Genomic DNA, 18,419 nt, shown 5'->3' with positions numbered 1-18,419 from the left:
TGAGTGAAACCCTTGTCAGTCAATCGCAAGTTTTTCGCGATTCCTGTCCAGAATGGCCTTGCCGATCCCCTTGACCTCGATCAGCTCATCAATCGATGTGAAGTCGCCGTTGGCTTCCCGGTAAGCCACGATTGCATCAGCCTTGTTCTTCCCGATTCCCGCCAGTTCTTTCTGCAGTGTCTGGGCATCGGCCGTATTGAGATTGACCCTGTCCTTGCGTTGTTCATCCGCAGTAGTGGACGTTTTGTCCTGCATCGTCGGCGAATGGGACACCGCAGGCTCTGATATGGCGGGCTGGGACGCAGGGGCGGCGTTGACCGCCACCGAGGCAGTGGTGAGCAAGGCAAAGATCAAGGCACTGAAGATAGGGGTTCGCATAGATAAAGCTCCATAGCAGTTCAAGGCAGCATTCCACATGCTGTGCCTGAAACTTAGACCAGCGTCCCCTCCTGGAGAAGCAGCCGAGCGTTGCTGCCTGTTGCCAGATCGTTCAGCGTATTTCTACCTCTGCCTACACACCCGAAAATGCTTATGGAATCACGTTTCGCCGCTGCGCTCCTGATACATCCAGTCAACGATTTCACCCTCTGGCGTATAACCATTTACCGTTTCGCGCAGCAACTGCCGCACGCTGTTGTAATCGTCCTGATCGACCGCATCCAGCAGTTTTGTCAGGCGGACTTTCAATACATCCCACGGCAGGCAATCTTCGTTTGCGCTCATGATCATCGGGTGCTCGGTGGCAACTACGTTGTCTCCGATCAACAGTTCTTCATAGAGCTTTTCGCCAGGACGCAAGCCGGTGAACTCGATGGAAATGTCACCGTGTGGATTTTTCTCCGAGCGAATGGCCAGACCGGACAGGTGGATCATCTTCTCGGCCAGTTCGACAATCTTGACCGGCTCTCCCATATCTAGAACGAAGACATCGCCGCCATGCCCCATGGAGCCCGCCTGAATGACCAGCTGAGCAGCCTCTGGGATAGTCATGAAGTAACGGGTGATCTTGGGATGCGTCACTGTCAGCGGCCCGCCTGACTGGATCTGCTTGTGGAACAGCGGGATCACCGAACCGGACGATCCAAGCACGTTACCAAAGCGAACCATGGTAAAGCGGGTCTTGTTGACCTGATAGACGTTGGCCTTGTCACCGAAGATCACTGGCGCGGTTTCGCGGCTCAGTGCCTGCAATATCAATTCGGCAAGGCGTTTGGTGCTGCCCATCACATTGGTCGGGCGGACCGCCTTGTCTGTAGAGATCAGGACAAAGTTGGATACCCCTGCCTGCAACGCTGCCTGAGCGGTATTGAGCGTGCCCACGACATTGTTGATGACGCCTTCGGCAATATTGTGCTCGACCATGGGCACATGCTTGTAGGCCGCAGCGTGATAGACCGTGTCGACCTTCCAGGTTTTCATGATCGACAGCAGTTTGGGGTGATTGCGTACGGAACCGAGTATGGGCAGCAATTTCACCGAGAGTGACTCGCGAGCCGAACGCTGTTCAAGCTCCGAGAGAATGCTGTAGAGATTGAATTCGCTATGGTCCAGCAACAGCAACTGGGTAGGTTTGAGCAGCAGTATCTGTCGGCACAGCTCAGAACCGATCGAGCCGCCTGCGCCAGTCACCAGCACCGTCTTGCCCTTGATGCAGTGCTCAAGCAGGTTATCGCGTGCCGGGACTGCATCGCGGCCCAGAAGGTCTGCGATGTCGACTTCCTGAAGGTCATCGACCTTGACCCTGCCAGCGGCCAGATCCATAAAGCCCGGAACGCTTCGTACGTGCAGCGGAAAGCCTTCCAGAAAACCGAGGATTTCCCGACGACGCCCACGCGACGAAGACGGGATTGCCAGGAGGATTTCCTGAGCCCCCGTGGAATCTATCATTCGCTGGATGTTTCGCGGTTTGTAGACCTGAAGGCCGGAAATGACCCGGTTGGAAATCGATTCATCATCGTCAATGAATGCCACCGGATGCATCAGACGGCCCATGCGCAATGCGGCGACCAACTGGTTTCCCGCTGCACCAGCGCCGTAAATGGCGACCTTCTGCAGTCCGTTATCGCTCTTGGCGAAAGGCACGTGCTGCGCCGCAGCGAACCAGTCGCCAAGAAAATACTGCCGCATGGCCAGTCGCAGACCGCCGATCATGACCATGCTCAGCCACCAGTAATTGAAGATCACCGAACGCGGGACCAATTGCTGGTGGTTACTGTAAACGTAGACCATGCAACCAAGGATCAACGACGACATCGTGACAGCCTTGATGATGGCGATCAGCGCGTCATTGCCGAAGTAGCGCATCACTGCGCGATACATGCCGAACCGGATGAACAGCGGGATAGCCGCAACGGGCGCACTGATGAACAGCCACGTGTGCTTCTCGAGGGGATTGATCAGCTCATCGATACCCAGTCGTACGACAAACGCCATCCACAGGGCCAGCCAGACCAAAAGGACGTCGGCAGCCACCTGAATTATTCGTTTTTTGCGACGTGGTAGAGCCAGTAGTCTGGCTCGCAACCTGCTCATCAATTTTTTAGTGCTCCGTTATGCTACCGGTTGCAACATGACTTGAAATCGGTACCTGTGAAACAATTACTGTCTGAGACAACCGGAATAACACTTCGTTACCTTATTCCGCCTTGCCGGCGCTAAACCTTAGCGCCAGCAGAATCAGCGGGCAGTACGCCATTACCGCCCATATAAGCCCTTCTCCATCGCCCAGCGCAACCCATAGTGCAATGGGCAGCAACCAGACAAGATTGATCAGTCCCACTGCAAGCGTAACCGGCACATGCCTGCCGTAATGACGCGACGCAAACTGGTACGCGTGGCTGCGATGCGCCTCGTAGAGCCTTTCTCTGCGTAACAGACGTCGCACAAGGGTGACGGTCGCGTCGACGACAAACACACCCAGCAGAATCAACCAGCACCAGAATAACTGAGGTGAGGTCCAGGAACCCTGAATGGATAGCACGCCGAGCACTATTCCGAGGAAACCGCTGCCCGCATCGCCCATGAATATCTTCGCCGGAGGGAAGTTCCAGTAGAGGAAACCCGCTGCGGCAGCAGCCAGCATGAGTACCTCCCAGGACAGCCCGGTGTGGCCGCCCAGCGCGTAGATAATGCTCATGCCCAGGCATACAGTAACCGCCTCGATACCGGCGATACCGTCGATTCCGTCCATGAAGTTATAGAGGTTCAGCATCCACACCAGATAGAACGCCGCGAGTACCTGCCAGAGCGGGCCCGCGTCGAACGTCCAGCCCATGACGTCGAGCGGAGCAAGTCCGTCCAGCCAGAACAAGGCCCATGCAGCCGCAGCAAAATGCCCCAGCAGGCGCCATCGTGCGGCGATATGCCCGTGATCGTCCATGAAACCGATCACAGCCACCAGACCTCCCGATCCGACAATTGCGACAAACGCAGAGGAAGGCAGATGACCGGCCCACCCCAGGACCGCCATCGCCATGATGAAGGTGATGACGATCGCAACACCACCGCCCCTGGGCGTGGGTATGGAATGTGAGCTTCGGGCGTTGGGAATGTCGATCAGACTTTTGGCAAGCGCATACTTTCGCAGCAGCGCCGTCAGAATCAGAGACAGAAAGGCAATAGCGATTACCGACAACCACTCAATCATGCTTGTCGTGTTCCAGATAATATCGAGCGGTGTCCTGCATGGCGTGTTCAATACTCACAGGTGGATGCCAGTCCAGCATCGTACAGGTTTTACTGATATCGACCTGCAGCGAGTTGCATAGCCGTTGCGAAAGAGCTTTCTTGCCCAACACTGCTGCAGCCGCTTTCAACAGCACGGCCGGCACCGGCAGCAGTCGGGCAGGTTTGCCGAGAGCCTTGCCCATTTCGCGCAGCAGCCTGGAGGTGGACAGATCGTCCCCGTCACTGACCAGAAACGTCTGGTCAGCTGCGGCGGGATGATCGACACAGACCGTGACCAGGTCTGCCAGATTATCAACCGCCACCAGGCTTCTGCGATTATTGATAGACCCGAGCGGCAATGGCAGCCCCTTGTCCAGCCAACGCATCATGTTTCTGAAGTTGGCCTTGACCCCCGGACCGTAGACCAGCACCGGACGAATGATCACCACCTGCATGCCGGTACGGGCAGCCAACTCGCGCAAGCCCTCTTCAGCCCTGTGCTTCGACACGCCATAAGAATCCAGCGGCTTGCACGGGTCGCTGGCCTTGAATGGTGCACCCGGAAGCGTAGACTCGCCATTGGCCTTGATGGAGCTGATAAAGATGAAGCGCCTGACCCCTGCCGCTGCGGCCTGCTCTGCCAGATTCAGTGTTGCGGTGACATTGGCGCGGAAGTATTCCTGATCCGGTGCGTCAGCGGTCTCATTGAGCACATGAACCCGCGCAGCACAGTGAATCACCACAGCCGCGCCGGTTACAAAGCTTGCCCATTGATTATCCGGGGCCAGCGATTGCGCACTGACAACATCGATGCGCGGATTGCAGGCAGCATAGGCGCCGCGGACCGCAACCCTCAACGTACAGCCTGTGCGTTCAATCAGCCGGCGAACCACAGCACTGCCCACGAAACCTGTCGCACCTGTTATTGCAACCAATGCAACATCACCGCTCATGCAAGTACGCCCTTCAAAATTGACCAAATATTGCTTATGTAACGCTTTTTGACAACTGAAATATCTTCAATCCATTTTATAACTTTGCCATGACCGCGCTCTTTTCCGTTATTGCACCGGACTTACAGGCATCAATGCCTTGCCAGTGCTCAACGTGGTCGGAGGTGATTCGCAATAATCGCGTGAAGAAGCTCGCACGGCAAAATTTCGGTTACACCGTCAGCTTACAACTAACACGCCCACTTTCCGTTCAAGGGATGATCATTTCCACGTGGCGCTTTTCGCGCGCGTACTGCTGAACCAGAATATTGCCCAGCGTCTTTTTTGCAGCCGCTTCACCATGCACCAGCCGAATCTGTTTCGGCCACTCGTTCATGCCGGTGACGAACTCCACCAGTTCGCTCTGATCGGCATGGGCAGAATAGCCTTTGGCGGTATGGATGCCGGCGCGAATATCAAATCGCTCATGGTCCAGCTCTACATAGCCGCCCAGTGGACCGTGTAACTGAATGGCCTCACCCGGCGTGCCCTTGCCCTGATAGCCGACAAACACCACATTATGACGCGCGTCACCGAGCATGGCTTTCAGGTAATTGACGATTCTGCCTCCGGCACACATGCCGTTACCGGCAATCACAATGGCCGGTCGCGCAGTGCTGGCCAGGTAATTGACCGTGCGCAAGTGTTGCCCATGAGTGTCGACAGTAACCAGCTGCGCAAAACCCAACGGCTTTCTGCCAACATCGAGCCTCAGCCGTGCATCCTCATCCCAGTAGTCGTCGAGCGACTGGTAGACCTTCGTGAACCGGTTCGCCAGAGGCGAGTCGAGGATGATCGGCAACCTCGACCAGTTGCCGGCGGTTATTTCACCGCCACTCGGGTTGGCACTGTTCCGGGCAGAGTGATTCGACTGCATCCTGCGCCGCAGGATGTCCTCAAGCTCGTAAAGCAATTCCTGGGTTCGACCGATACTGAACGCCGGGATCAGGACGGTGCCCTGATCTTCCAGCGCCTTGTCTATGATCCGCTCGAGCCTTTGCTGGCGAAGGCTGCGATCTTCGTGAATACGATCGCCATAAGTACTTTCCAGAATCAGCACATCCGCCCGCTCGGGCGGCTTCGGCGCAGGCAGAAACGGTGTGTTGCTCGCCCCCAGATCTCCGGAAAAGACCACTCGCACAGAACGCGCTTGTGCAGGGTATTGAAGATCGCATTCTATGTAGGCCGAACCCAGTATGTGCCCGGCACGCTGCAAACGGACCCGGCAATGCAGGGATTCGTTTTCGACCAGGCTGAACCAGTCATCGAATGGCAGGGCGATGACTCTCCTGCTGATGAGCTCCAAATAACGCGCTGCCTGCCCGGGGTCGTGTGCAAATTGAATGTTCAGGAGATCTTCCATGACCAGTGGCAACAGATGGGCACTGGGTTCGCTGCACAATATCGGCCCTGTGTAACCAAATGCAAGCAGCTCGGGAATACGTCCGACATGGTCATTTTGCACATGGGTGATCATCAACGCCCTGATCGCTTCGGGATCGAAGCCGAACGAAGCGGTCCCGGACTGCCTGCCGCGCTCTTGCACCGACCCGCAATCAATCAACAGGCTGCACGACGCATCCATATGCAACTGGTGGCACGAGCCCGTCACGGTATCGACAGCGCCGTGATGAGTGATTTCCGGATAAGACATGCAGTCACCTTTTCTTGTCAGCCTGCCCTGAATACCTGGAACATCCGGAGTGGAATCTGAACAGTAAGTTTGGCGCATTCTGCACTTGAACGACTCATGTTCAAGTCTTGACACAACCCTCTCAGGGCAGCAGCAATCGACGCAGAAAATGAATATAACCGGCTAACCCTTTAGAATGGATACATGAATTAAAAAAGCGAATATTCCTACACAGCGAAGTAACTATTCTTGATAAAAGCCAAGAATAAACCGACAGAATTATAAGACTCTTTTTTCAACAAAACCGTTTGAAGACAAACAAGCGCGCCAGCTCCGGAGCAGCGCGTGCTGTTTCATTGAACAGGAGGAAATAAAAAACACGCGCTACCGTGTCGTCAGATTGATCTCCGACGACGCCTTATCAGCGCTGCTCAGACAGAGCGAGGGGAAGGTGTGCGCTTTTTACTAAAGCTGGCTATCCACGCCAGTATCGGGCCGATGACCATGCCGACGAGCAAGGCAAGCACGACAGGCAATGCCAACGGAAGCTGAGGCGCCGACCAGCCGAAAAGCGTCACGGCGACAGACTGCCGGTTTTCAAGCACAAAAACGGTTGTTGCCAGAACAACAAACAACACGGCGACGATCAAAATGACTCGTTTGAAGATACGCATCTGGTGATCCTGTAGTGAATGGCTTTAAAAGCCCTCTTCCTCGTCCTCGTTGACCCGATCCCGAAGCTCCTTGCCTGGCTTGAAATGCGGGACAAACTTGCCATCGAGGCTGACCGACTGACCGGTCTTCGGGTTACGCCCTACCCGCGGTGCGCGGTAATGCAATGAAAAGCTGCCAAAGCCCCGAATTTCGATTCGGTCGCCGGTAGCCAGGCACTGGGACATTTGTTCAAGCATGGTCTTGATGGCCAGCTCCACATCCTTGGATGAGAGCAGCCCTTGATGGGTGACAATTCGTTCGATCAACTCCGACTTCGTCATATTTTTCCCTTCTTTTTCAAGCAGCTAGATCAGCGCTTGGAAGGTTTTAGCATGACCGGATGAATTTGAACAGCCCATCTATTGACTTATGTTCAACACCGTCTAACCAGGCATGGACAGATGACAGCGACATGACAAGCAAGCGGTCTAGGAAGGGAGCTGGGACAATAGACGAAACAGGACGGCCTGAGAGGCCGCTGGAGGCGCTTTGCGACTCACACTGTGCGTGAGAGCAAGCCGGGGGCACCCTAATCTGCAGGGCCTGAACGGCAGAAACAAAAAAGGACGACCGAAGTCGTCCTTTTTTTGGTCAAGCAGAACTTAGTTCTGTTTTTCCATTTGCGCGCGCAGCAGGTCACCAATAGTGGTAGGACCAGTGCTTTCAGCGACTTCAGGCTTGCTACGCAGGCTCTGGATCGCTTCTTTCTCGTCTTCAACGTCTTTCGACTTGATGGACAAGCTGATCACGCGGCTCTTGCGGTCAACGCTGATGATCTTGGCTTCGATCTCTTCGCCTTCCTTCAGAACGTTACGCGCGTCTTCAACGCGGTCACGGCTGATTTCGGAAGCCTTGAGGGTCGCTTCGATGTCGTCGGCCAGGGTGATGATGGCGCCTTTGGCGTCAACTTCTTTAACGATACCGCGAACGATGGCGCCCTTGTCATTGACAGTGACGTACTCGGAGAACGGATCGCTTTCCAGCTGCTTGATACCCAGCGAGATACGCTCACGCTCAGGATCAACCGACAGGATTACAGTGTCGAGCTCGTCGCCCTTCTTGAAGCGACGTACGGCTTCTTCGCCCACTTCGTTCCAGGAGATGTCGGACAGGTGAACCAGACCGTCGATGCCGCCGTCCAGACCAATGAAGATACCGAAATCGGTGATCGACTTGATGGTGCCGGAGATTTTATCGCCCTTGTTGAACTGGCCAGAGAAATCTTCCCATGGGTTGGATTTGCACTGCTTGATGCCGAGGGAGATACGACGACGCTCTTCGTCGATGTCCAGAACCATGACTTCCACTTCGTCGCCAACCTGAACGACTTTCGAAGGGTGGATGTTCTTGTTGGTCCAGTCCATTTCGGAAACGTGTACCAGGCCTTCCACGCCTTCTTCCAGCTCTGCGAAGCAGCCGTAGTCGGTCAGGTTGGTAACACGCGCAGTAACGCGGGTGCTTTCCGGGTAGCGAGCCTTGATAGCAACCCATGGGTCTTCACCCAGTTGCTTCAGACCAAGGGAAACACGATTGCGCTCGCGATCGTACTTCAGGACCTTGACATCGATCTCGTCGCCAACGTTGACGATTTCCGATGGATGCTTGATGCGCTTCCAGGCCATGTCGGTGATGTGCAGCAGGCCATCGACGCCACCCAGATCGACGAATGCGCCGTAATCGGTGAGGTTCTTGACGATACCCTTGACTTGCTGACCTTCCTGCAGGGACTCGAGCAGAGCTTCGCGCTCGGCACTGTTCTCGGCTTCCAGGACACTGCGACGGGAAACGACAACGTTGTTGCGCTTCTGGTCCAGCTTGATGACCTTGAACTCGAGCTCTTTGCCTTCCAGGTGAGTCGTGTCACGCACAGGGCGGACGTCAACCAGAGAACCAGGCAGGAACGCACGGATGCCGTTAACGTCGACAGTGAAGCCGCCTTTAACCTTACCGTTGATAACGCCCTTGACCACTTCTTCAGCTGCGAAAGCCGCTTCCAGAACGATCCAGCACTCGGCACGCTTGGCTTTTTCGCGGGACAGCTTGGTTTCGCCAAAGCCATCTTCGACCGCGTCCAGCGCAACGTGAACTTCATCACCGATCTTGATGGTCAGCTCGCCAGCGTCGTTGTGGAACTGTTCCAGCGGGATGAGGCCTTCAGATTTCAGACCGGCGTGAACCGTAACCCAACCTGCCTGGTAATCGATATCAACGATGATAGCGGTGATGATCGAACCGGCCTGAAGGTTGAGGGTCTTTAGGCTTTCTTCAAAAAGTTCTGCAAAGCTTTCGCTCATTTTAATTCCTGTTGATCAAGGGCGAAGAATACGCCCATCTGCCACGCTCCAGACAACGTGGGTTTCGTTCAAGTAAAAGAAAGCCTGCGGGACTATGACTGGTCTCCCACACGCTTCTTCGTCATCCGGCAATACCGCGAAGCGCGATTTCACTCAGAATGCGTTCCAGCACCTGTTCGATGGACAATTCAGTGGAATCCAGCTGTATGGCGTCGTGCGCCGGCTTCAGCGGTGCTACCGCTCGCTGGGTGTCACGCTCGTCGCGTGCACATATCTCATCTAGCAGACTCGACAGACTAACATCATCGCCCTTGGCCTTCAACTGCAAGTAACGTCGACGCGCACGCTCCTCGGCACTGGCGGTGAGAAATATCTTCAGCGGTGCATCCGGGAATACCACTGTGCCCATGTCGCGACCGTCCGCGACGAGGCCAGGCTCTTCCTGAAACGCGCGCTGGCGCAACAGCAACGCATCGCGTACCGCCGGCAGCGAGGCCACTTGCGATGCGCCACTGCCGACCTGTTCGTTGCGAATCGCGTGGGTGACGTCCTCGCCTTCGAGAATGATGCGCTGCCCCTGCCCTGCCGCAGTCGCTTCGAACTGAACATCCAGATGAGCGGCCAGAAGCTTGAGCGCTTCTTCATTGGTCAGGTCGACGCCGTGATTGCGCGCGGCAAAAGCCAGCAGGCGATACAGCGCACCGGAGTCGAGCAGGCACCAGCCGAGTTTCCTGGCCAGCAATCCGGCGACAGTGCCCTTTCCGGAACCGCTGGGTCCGTCGATGGTAATAACAGGAGCTTTGATTTTCACTTTTTGTCCTCTTGCGCTACACGCATGCCAACTTGAGCGCACAGCGCCAGAAAATGGGGAAACAATGCGGCGGCATCCGCGCACGCCTGAATACGGATGGGCGCCGAAGCCCTCAACGATGCAACGCGAAACGCCATGACGATACGCTGATCACCGCGAGCATCAACCTCGCCGCCGCCCGGCGCACCGCCTTCGATAATGATGCCATCCAGCACCGGCTCGGCCTCGATGCCGAGAGCCAGCAAGCCGTCGGCCATCAGCCTGACGCACTCCGACTCATCGGCTTGCAGGGCCTGCGCGCCGCGCAGAATGGTACGCCCTTCTGCGCAGGCTGCGGCAACAAGAAGCACCGGAAATGCATTCAGCGCCAGCGGCACCAGCGCTTCGGGGATGTCAGCGCCTTTGAGCCGGGTCGAGCGTACGTGCAGGTCCGCGACCGGTTCACCCGCCAGTTTGCGGACATTCTGCAGCACGATATCGCCGCCCATCAGGCGCAAAATATCGATCGCACCCTCGCACGAGGAACTGACAGGAACGTCCTCCAGCAGCAGGTCGCAACCTTCACTGATCGACGTGGCGACCATGAACAGCACCGCCGAGGTCACATCCACCGGCCCCTTGATGCGATGACTGACACCCTCTGCAGATCCGCCGTGAATTTCACGCGGCTCGCCAGGTGTGGTATCGACACGGGCACGGCTGGCAAGGATTCTGCCGAAGTGCTCCCTCGCTGCGCGCGCACGGGTGAATACGTCCATCAACTGCGCGCCGTCACCGGCATCCACTGCGTCGCGCAAGGCGTCGAGATCGGTGCGAAAGCTGTCCAATGTGCGCAGTACGGCATCACGGTTGGCCATGAAAATGTCATGCCACATGGTCGGATCGCTGCCTGCGATACGCGTGAAGTCACGAAACCCGCCTGCGGCATACCTGAATATGTCCAGGTTTTCATTGCGCTTGGCCAGTGAGTCGACCAGACCGAATGCCAGCAGATGCGGCAGATGGCTGGTGGCAGCCAGCACCTCATCATGGCGCTCGACCTGCATGTGCTCTACGTCGGCCCCAAGGGCTGACCACAACTGGTCGACAACCGCCAGCGCCTGAGGGTCGGTTTCAGCCAGCGGCGTGAGAATGACCTTATGGCGGCGAAACAGCGCCGCGTTGGACGCCTCGACGCCGCTCTGCTCGGAACCGGCAATCGGGTGACCGGGCACGAAGCGCGACGGCATATGCCCGAACGCCTGACGCGCAGCCCTCACCACATTGCCTTTGGCGCTGCCGACATCGGTCAGGATTGCATGACCCAGATCGATCGGCGCCAGCAGCGCAAGCAGCTTTTCCATGGCCAGTATCGGCACCGCCAGTTGAATCACGTCCGCGCCACGGCAAGCAGTGGCAAGGTCAGCCTCACAACGGTCCACGACACCCAGCTCGACCGCCAGCTGTCGTGACTGTGGATCAAGGTCGACGCCGACCACCTCGCGACACAGGCCGCTTTCGCGCACGCCCTTGGCAAAGGAACCACCGATCAGCCCGAGCCCGACAACCACCAGACGACCTATAACGGGACGTACTGACTGCTCTGCAATCACTTCAACCACGCGAACATACCTGGCAGCCCGGCAAGGTAAAAAACAAACGAATCATGGACAGCGCACTCAGAGAACCGCCTTCGGGTAGGAACCCAAGACCTTCAAGGCCACGGCTTCACTGCTGATTTTCTCCAGCACCGCCTTGACCAGCGGATCCTTGTGATGCCCGACGAAGTCGATGAAGAACACGTAGGTCCACTTGCCGCTGCGCGAAGGACGGGTCTCGATCCGCGTCAGGTCCAGGCCATTCTCGTGGAAGGGCACCAGCAGCTCGTGCAGCGCGCCCGGCTTGTTGCTCATCGACACGATGATGGAGGTCTTGTCATCGCCGGTCGGCGGGACTTCCTGATTGCCGATGATGAGAAAGCGCGTGGAATTGTCCGGACGATCTTCGATCTTTTCCGCCAGACGGGTCAGGCCGTACAGACCTGCCGCCATATCGCCGGCGATGGCCGCCGAGTTCCACTCGCCCTTGACCCGCTTGGCGGCTTCGGCGTTGCTGGCAACGGCGACGCGCTCGACATTCGGGTAATGGGCATCCAGCCATTTACGGCACTGGGCCAGTGACTGAGCATGGGAATAGATGCGCGTGATGCTTTCCGTCTTGGTGCTTTCGCCCACCAGCAAATGGTGGTGAATGCGCAGTTCGACTTCGCCGCAGATCACCATGTCGTGTTCAAGAAAGCTGTCGAGGGTGTGATTGACCGCGCCTTCGGTGGAGTTTTCCACCGGAACCACGCCGAAATTCACGGCACCGGCGACCACTTCGCGAAACACTTCGTCAATTGCTGCCATCGGCAGACTGATGACTGCGTGGCCGAAATGCTTCATCGCGGCGGCCTGGGTGAACGTACCCTCAGGGCCAAGATAGGCGACCTTGAGCGGCTGTTCCAATGCGAGGCAGGAAGACATGATCTCGCGGAACAGACGCGCCATTTCTTCGTTGCTCAACGGACCGCGATTGCGGTCCATGACTCGCCTGAGCACCGCAGCTTCGCGCTCCGGACGATAGAACACAGGCACTTCACCTTCAGCCAGCGAGGACATCTTGACCCTGGCCACTTCCTGGGCACAGCGGGCACGCTCGCTGATCAGCTCCAGAACCTTCTCATCGAGGCTGTCGATACGGACGCGAAGCGCCTTGAGTTCTTGCTCGGACATCAGCCGTGCTCCTTCTCGAAGTCTTTCATGTAGGCCACCAGCGCGTTGATGGCGTTGATATCGATTGCGTTGTAGATGGAGGCACGCATGCCGCCCACCGAGCGATGGCCCTTGAGGTTGAGCAGCCCGTTTGCATCGGCACCGGCAAGGAACGGCTTGTCGAGACGATCGTCAGCCAGACGGAACGGCACGTTCATCCACGAACGATCAGGCTTGTTGATCGGATTGCTGTACAGCTCGCTGGCGTCAATGAAGTCATACAGCGTGCGCTGCTTGATTTCGTTGCGCTTGCCGATCGCTTCGACACCGCCCTGCTCTTTCAGCCATTCGAAGACCAGCCCGGACAGGTACCAGGCGAGGGTCGGCGGCGTGTTGTACATAGAGCCATTGTCGGCAGCGACCTTGTAGTCGAGCATGGTCGGGCACAGCGAGCGTGCGCGGCCCAGCAGGTCTTCGCGAATGATCACCACCACGATGCCACTGGGGCCGATGTTCTTCTGGGCACCGGCGTAGATCATGCCGAAACGCGAGATATCCAGCGGACGCGAGAGGATGTCCGAAGACATGTCGGCTACCAGAGGCACGTCGCCGGTTTCCGGAATCCAGTTGAATTCCAGGCCGCCAATGGTTTCGTTTGGCGCGTAGTGGACGTAAGCCGCGTCTTTGGACAGCTTCCACTCATTCTGGCCGGGAATGGCAAAGTAATCGTAGGCCTTGGCGCTGGCCGCGACGTTGATCGCGCCGTAGCGCGACGCCTCGTCGATAGCCTTCTGCGACCAGATACCGGTGTCGATGTAGTCGGCCTTGCCGTTTTCAGGCAGCAGGTTCAGCGCAACCTGGGCGAACTGCTGGCTGGCACCGCCTTGCAGGAACAACACCTTGTAATTCGAAGGAATGGACAGCAGGTCACGCAGATCCTGCTCGGCCTTGGTGGCAATGGAGACAAACTCATCGCTGCGGTGGCTCATTTCCATGACGGAAAGGCCTTTGCCGTGCCAGTCGAGGAGTTCCGCCTGGGCACGCAGCAGAACAGCTTCAGGAAGCGCAGCAGGACCTGCGCAGAAGTTAAAGGCTCGCTTGCTCATATCCACTCTCGTCAAATACGTTGGGTCTGTATGCGCTTGTTTCTGGTTGCTTGCCACGAGCAGACAGACGCCGCAGCGACTGGCAGCTCCTTGCGGGAATTTTGCTCCGGCCGCCGGGCTGGCCGAATGCCGCAAGGGCTGGACTTGCCTGGAATGCAGATGCATGCACAGACGAGCCAGCCCTTACCTGATTTACGTTACCGCTTAGTTCTGTGGTTCGTCTTCGTCTGACGCAGCATCCGCCTGCAGGTCTTCACCGGCATCGTCCACTTCAGCAACATCGACGATCACGCCGTCGACAACCTCTTCGCCCTCAAGCTCTTCGCCTTCGACTTCCGACGGCTCCTGAACACGCTCCAGACCGACCAGTTTCTCGTCGCTGGCCAGCTTGATCAGGGTAACGCCCTGGGTGTTACGACCCAGACTCGACACTTCACCGACGCGGGTACGAACCAGCGTGCCCTGGTCGGAAATCAGCATGATTTCTTCGCCATCGAGCACCTGAACCGCGCCGACCAGACGGCCGTTACGCTCGTTGCTGACCATGGCAATAACACCCTGACCGCCACGCTTGTACTCGGGGAACTCGGAAATGGCCGTACGCTTGCCGTAGCCACGCTCGGAAGCGGTAAGAATCTGGCTGCCTTCTTCCGGGATCAGCATCGAAATCAGCTTTTGCCCTTCTGGCAGACGCATGCCACGAACACCGCGAGCGGTACGGCCCATGGCGCGCACATCGGATTCCTTGAAGCGGGTCACCTTGCCACCGTCGGAGAACAGCATGATTTCCTGTTCGCCATCGGTAATGGCCGCAGAGATCAGGATGTCGCCCTCGTCCAGCTCAAGGGCGATTAGGCCCGAGCTGCGCTGACGGCTGAATGCAACCAGCGGGGTCTTCTTGACGGTACCGTTGGCGGTGGACATGAAGATGAACGGAGCCTTCTTCTTGTCGGCAGCCTTGATACGGGCCTTGCGCTCTTCTTCGCTCTCGCTGCTGTTTTCCGCGTCGTCCAGCTCGCCTTCCAGCGCCTCGCCTTCCTCATCGGCACGCTTGCGCATGGCTTCGAGGTCGACCGGCAGCATGGTGGTGATGTATTCGCCGTCGCTCAACGGCAACAGGTTGACCAGCGGACGACCACGAGCAGCGCGGGACGCTTCCGGGATCTCGTACGTCTTGAGCCAGTAGACCTTGCCCTTGCTGGAGAACATCAGCAGCGTGGTGTGGCTGTTGGCGACCAGCAGGTGAGCGATGTAGTCCTCATCCTTGATGCCGGTGGCCGACTTGCCCTTGCCACCACGACGCTGAGCCTGATAGACCGCCAATGGCTGAGTCTTGGCATAGCCGCCGTGGGAAATGGTCACCACACGCTCTTCTTCGGTGATCAGGTCACCCAGCGTCAGGTCCAGACGTGCATCGAGAATCTCGGTGCGACGGGCATCGCCGTATTCGGAGCGGATCAGTTCCAGTTCTTCGCGGATCACTTCCATCAGGCGCGTGGCGCTGTTCAGGATGCGGATCAACTCGCCGATCTGATTGAGGATCTCCTGGTATTCGCCCAGCAGCTTCTCGTGCTCCAGACCGGTCAGGCGGTGCAGACGCAATTCCAGAATGGCCTGAGCCTGTTCCGGAGACAGGAAATACTTGCCTTCACGCAGACCGTATTGCGGATCGAGGTTCTCGGGGCGGCACGAATCGGCACCGGCACGCTCGACCATCTCGACCACTGCGCTCGATTCCCAAGGCGTCTTGATCAGCGCTTCCTTGGCTTCGGCAGGCGTCGGAGAGGCCTTGATGAGGGCAATGACCGGGTCGATGTTGGACAGCGCAACCGCCTGACCTTCAAGGATGTGGCCACGTTCGCGCGCCTTGCGCAGTTCAAACACGGTACGGCGGGTAACCACTTCGCGGCGGTGACGAACGAAGGCTTCCAGCAGGTCCTTGAGGTTCAGGATGCGCGGGCGACCATCGATCAGGGCAACGATGTTGATACCGAAAACGCTTTGCAGCTGGGTCTGGGCGTAAAGGTTGTTGAGGATAACCTCAGGCACTTCGCCACGACGCAGCTCGATGACCACGCGCATACCGTCCTTGTCGGACTCGTCGCGCAGTTCGGTGATGCCTTCGAGTTTCTTTTCCTTGACCAGCTCGGCGATCTTCTCGATCAGACGCGCCTTGTTCAGCTGGTAAGGCAGCTCGGTGATGACGATCTGCTGGCGACCGCCGACCTTGTCGATGTCTTCGACGATGGAGCGCGCACGCATATAAATGCGTCCGCGGCCCGTACGATAGGCTTCGATGATGCCGGCGCGACCGTTGATGATCGCGGCAGTCGGGAAATCCGGGCCGGGGATGTATTGCATCAACTCGTCGACCGTCAACTCGGGGTTGTCGATCAGCGCCAGGCAACCGTCGATGACTTCACCGAGGTTGTGCGGCGGAATGTTGGTCGCCATGCCCACGGCGATACCGCTGGAGCCGTTGACCAGCAGGTTGGGAATACGGGTCGGCATCACCGCCGGGATCATCTCGGTGCCGTCGTAGTTCGGCACCCAGTCCACGGTTTCCTTGTGCAGGTCGGCCAGCAGCTCGTGCGCCAGCTTGGTCATGCGCACTTCGGTGTATCGCATGGCGGCCGCGTTGTCGCCGTCGACCGAACCGAAGTTGCCCTGACCGTCTACCAGCAGGTAGCGCAGCGAGAATGGCTGAGCCATACGAACGATGGTGTCGTACACAGCCGTATCGCCGTGCGGGTGATACTTACCGATCACGTCACCAACCACACGGGCGGATTTCTTGTACGGCTTGTTCCAGTCGTTACCCAGCTCGCTCATTGCGAACAACACGCGCCGGTGCACGGGCTTCAAGCCGTCGCGCGCATCGGGCAGTGCCCGACCGACGATTACGCTCATTGCGTAGTCGAGGTAGGACTGCTTCAGCTCGTCTTCGATATTGACCGGGAGGATTTCTTTGGCCAGTTCGCCCATGAGAAGCCTGATTCCTTTTTCTGGTGAAACCTCGCAAACCCATTCGGGGTATACGAAGCTCGCCGCTGCCAGCATGTGCAGGGCAGCGACTTACGACAAATCAACGAGTTATGCCATGAATCTACGCAGCGTGGGTGACCACAATCAGTGTCCCCGATAACCGCCGGATATTACCACAATCGCCGAGGCGCTCACATCCTTTGCAGGCGCTGAAAGCGAGCCACAGACGCATAACACGCCTGAGAAACGCTTACAGGCCCGCCCAGCCGCATTGCACAGCGGCAATGGGTCGGACCTGTGAGCATCAGTGAAGGTGTTTACGGCTCATCAATTGCGCCATGCGTGCGGTATCGGGGCGTTCGACAATGCCCTTTTCGGTCACGATGGCATCGATCAGGTCTGCCGGCGTCACATCGAACACCGGGTTGAAGGCCTCGACCTCGGCACCGACCCGCTGACCGCCCACTTCGAGCAGTTCGCGGCCGTCACGTTCTTCAATGATGATGTCGTCGCCACTGGCCATGTCCATGTCGATGGTCGAGCTCGGCGCCACCACCATGAAGCGCACCCCGTGGTGCATGGCGGCGACGGCTAGCTGATAGGTGCCGATCTTGTTAGCAACGTCGCCGTTGGCGGTGATGCGGTCGGCGCCGACGATGACCCAGGTGATGCCCTTGGTGCGCATCAGGTGCGCGGCGGCGGAATCTGCGTTCAGGGTCACCGGGATGCCTTCATTGGCCAGTTCCCATGCGGTCAGCCGCGAGCCCTGCAGCCAGGGCCGGGTTTCGTCGGCGTAGACCCGTTCGATCATGCCTTCCAGATGCGCCGCGCGAATCACGCCAAGCGCCGTGCCGAAGCCGCCCGTGGCCAGCGCCCCGGTATTGCAGTGGGTGAGCACCGTCTGCAGGTTGCCTTGATGCTTGCGGATCAGGTCGGCACCCAGCTGCGCCATGGTCAGATTGGCCTCGCGGTCGCTCAGGTGAATAGCCACGGCTTCGGCCTCGAGGGCTGCCAGCGGGTCATCGCCATCCTTCACGCGCATCAGACGATCACGCATCCGGTTCAGCGCCCAGAACAGGTTCACTGCCGTCGGGCGTGAATCGGCCAGCAACTGCATGTCCTCTTCCAGCGCCGGATACCAGTCTGCACCTTGCGCGATACGCGCACGTGCGGCCAGCACCGCACCATAGGCGGCACTGATGCCGATGGCCGGCGCCCCGCGCACGACCATCGTGCGAATCGCTTCGGCGACTCCCTCGGCGGTGGTATAGCGGTGCCAGACTTCCTCGAACGGCAGTACCCGCTGGTCCAGCAGGTACAGAGCGTCGTCCCGCCAATCGATGGCCTTAACTTTCTCCGCAGCCAACATTCGATCGCGCATCGCCAACTCCATCTTGAACATCCGAAACCCAGCATCAAAAGCCGCTGATTATAGCGAGCCGCCTGCGAAGACGCTCGGGTATACTTCGTCATCAACGTAATAAAC

General features: G+C 57.9%; 14 protein-coding genes. All 14 read right to left on the bottom strand.

Annotation, left to right across the window (positions count from 1 at the left end):
• Nucleotides 1-15: 15 nt before the first annotated feature.
• The gene (locus tag BLR20_RS12530; RefSeq protein ID WP_032612192.1) at nt 16-378 is read right to left on the bottom strand and encodes a ComEA family DNA-binding protein; all 363 of its coding nucleotides are present in this window, start codon (nt 376-378) and stop codon (nt 16-18) included.
• A gap of 159 nt (nt 379-537) precedes the next feature.
• Complete coding sequence (locus BLR20_RS12525) at nt 538-2,532, bottom strand: polysaccharide biosynthesis protein (protein WP_025991003.1); 1,995 nt, start codon at nt 2,530-2,532, stop codon at nt 538-540.
• A 103-nt stretch (nt 2,533-2,635) separates the two neighbouring features.
• Nucleotides 2,636-3,646, bottom strand: a complete 1,011-nt coding sequence (locus tag BLR20_RS12520) for an MraY family glycosyltransferase (RefSeq protein WP_054993538.1) — start codon at nt 3,644-3,646, stop codon at nt 2,636-2,638.
• Nucleotides 3,639-4,619, bottom strand: a complete 981-nt coding sequence (locus tag BLR20_RS12515) for a UDP-glucose 4-epimerase family protein (RefSeq protein ID WP_054993537.1) — start codon at nt 4,617-4,619, stop codon at nt 3,639-3,641. Before BLR20_RS12515 ends, BLR20_RS12520 begins: the two co-directional genes overlap by 8 nt.
• Before the next feature lie 250 nt (nt 4,620-4,869).
• Nucleotides 4,870-6,312 (bottom strand): MBL fold metallo-hydrolase RNA specificity domain-containing protein, encoded by a 1,443-nt coding sequence (locus BLR20_RS12510; RefSeq protein ID WP_074594739.1) that lies wholly within the window; start codon nt 6,310-6,312, stop codon nt 4,870-4,872.
• Nucleotides 6,313-6,722: 410 nt separating this feature from the next.
• Complete coding sequence (locus BLR20_RS12505; protein ID WP_032612201.1) at nt 6,723-6,965, bottom strand: lipopolysaccharide assembly protein LapA domain-containing protein; 243 nt, start codon at nt 6,963-6,965, stop codon at nt 6,723-6,725.
• Nucleotides 6,966-6,989: 24 nt separating this feature from the next.
• Nucleotides 6,990-7,286: an integration host factor subunit beta gene (ihfB, locus tag BLR20_RS12500; RefSeq protein ID WP_002554561.1), complete on the bottom strand. Its 297-nt coding sequence runs from the start codon at nt 7,284-7,286 to the stop codon at nt 6,990-6,992.
• Nucleotides 7,287-7,607: 321 nt separating this feature from the next.
• Nucleotides 7,608-9,299 (bottom strand): 30S ribosomal protein S1, encoded by a 1,692-nt coding sequence (gene rpsA / locus BLR20_RS12495; RefSeq protein ID WP_002554562.1) that lies wholly within the window; start codon nt 9,297-9,299, stop codon nt 7,608-7,610.
• Nucleotides 9,300-9,420: 121 nt separating this feature from the next.
• Nucleotides 9,421-10,110, bottom strand: coding sequence for a (d)CMP kinase (cmk, locus tag BLR20_RS12490; protein WP_002554563.1), 690 nt, complete (start codon nt 10,108-10,110; stop codon nt 9,421-9,423).
• Complete coding sequence (locus BLR20_RS12485; RefSeq protein WP_010433628.1) at nt 10,107-11,711, bottom strand: prephenate dehydrogenase/arogenate dehydrogenase family protein; 1,605 nt, start codon at nt 11,709-11,711, stop codon at nt 10,107-10,109. Before BLR20_RS12485 ends, cmk begins: the two co-directional genes overlap by 4 nt.
• 57 nt (nt 11,712-11,768) lie before the next feature.
• Nucleotides 11,769-12,863, bottom strand: coding sequence for a prephenate dehydratase (pheA, locus tag BLR20_RS12480; RefSeq protein WP_010433626.1), 1,095 nt, complete (start codon nt 12,861-12,863; stop codon nt 11,769-11,771).
• Nucleotides 12,863-13,948 (bottom strand): 3-phosphoserine/phosphohydroxythreonine transaminase, encoded by a 1,086-nt coding sequence (gene serC / locus BLR20_RS12475; RefSeq protein ID WP_054993536.1) that lies wholly within the window; start codon nt 13,946-13,948, stop codon nt 12,863-12,865. The genes pheA and serC overlap by 1 nt, the downstream gene beginning before the upstream one ends.
• A 204-nt stretch (nt 13,949-14,152) precedes the next feature.
• A complete protein-coding gene (gyrA, locus tag BLR20_RS12470; RefSeq protein WP_054993535.1) occupies nt 14,153-16,933 on the bottom strand; it encodes a DNA gyrase subunit A in 2,781 nt (926 codons plus the stop codon).
• A gap of 304 nt (nt 16,934-17,237) precedes the next feature.
• Nucleotides 17,238-18,314, bottom strand: a complete 1,077-nt coding sequence (gene mtnA / locus BLR20_RS12465) for an S-methyl-5-thioribose-1-phosphate isomerase (protein WP_010433617.1) — start codon at nt 18,312-18,314, stop codon at nt 17,238-17,240.
• Between the last annotated feature and the right edge of the window lie 105 nt (nt 18,315-18,419).

This window comes from Pseudomonas congelans (assembly GCF_900103225.1).
Classification (GTDB): Bacteria; Pseudomonadota; Gammaproteobacteria; order Pseudomonadales; family Pseudomonadaceae; genus Aquipseudomonas; species Aquipseudomonas congelans.
Note: the sequence above shows the minus strand (reverse complement) of the source record. Positions and strands in the feature narration are given on the sequence as shown.

Excerpts from the sequence above, each read along its gene's own strand:
- BLR20_RS12525 (WP_025991003.1), bottom strand. The coding sequence starts at position 2,532 with ATGAGCAGGTTGCGAGCCAGACTACTGGCTCTACCACGTCGCAAAAAA.
- ihfB (WP_002554561.1), bottom strand. The coding sequence starts at position 7,286 with ATGACGAAGTCGGAGTTGATCGAACGAATTGTCACCCATCAAGGGCTG.
- BLR20_RS12530 (WP_032612192.1), bottom strand. The coding sequence starts at position 378 with ATGCGAACCCCTATCTTCAGTGCCTTGATCTTTGCCTTGCTCACCACT.
- rpsA (WP_002554562.1), bottom strand. The coding sequence starts at position 9,299 with ATGAGCGAAAGCTTTGCAGAACTTTTTGAAGAAAGCCTAAAGACCCTC.
- gyrA (WP_054993535.1), bottom strand. The coding sequence starts at position 16,933 with ATGGGCGAACTGGCCAAAGAAATCCTCCCGGTCAATATCGAAGACGAG.
- mtnA (WP_010433617.1), bottom strand. The coding sequence starts at position 18,314 with ATGCGCGATCGAATGTTGGCTGCGGAGAAAGTTAAGGCCATCGATTGG.
- BLR20_RS12520 (WP_054993538.1), bottom strand. The coding sequence starts at position 3,646 with ATGATTGAGTGGTTGTCGGTAATCGCTATTGCCTTTCTGTCTCTGATT.
- BLR20_RS12510 (WP_074594739.1), bottom strand. The coding sequence starts at position 6,312 with ATGTCTTATCCGGAAATCACTCATCACGGCGCTGTCGATACCGTGACG.
- BLR20_RS12515 (WP_054993537.1), bottom strand. The coding sequence starts at position 4,619 with ATGAGCGGTGATGTTGCATTGGTTGCAATAACAGGTGCGACAGGTTTC.
- pheA (WP_010433626.1), bottom strand. The coding sequence starts at position 12,863 with ATGTCCGAGCAAGAACTCAAGGCGCTTCGCGTCCGTATCGACAGCCTC.
- BLR20_RS12505 (WP_032612201.1), bottom strand. The coding sequence starts at position 6,965 with ATGCGTATCTTCAAACGAGTCATTTTGATCGTCGCCGTGTTGTTTGTT.
- serC (WP_054993536.1), bottom strand. The coding sequence starts at position 13,948 with ATGAGCAAGCGAGCCTTTAACTTCTGCGCAGGTCCTGCTGCGCTTCCT.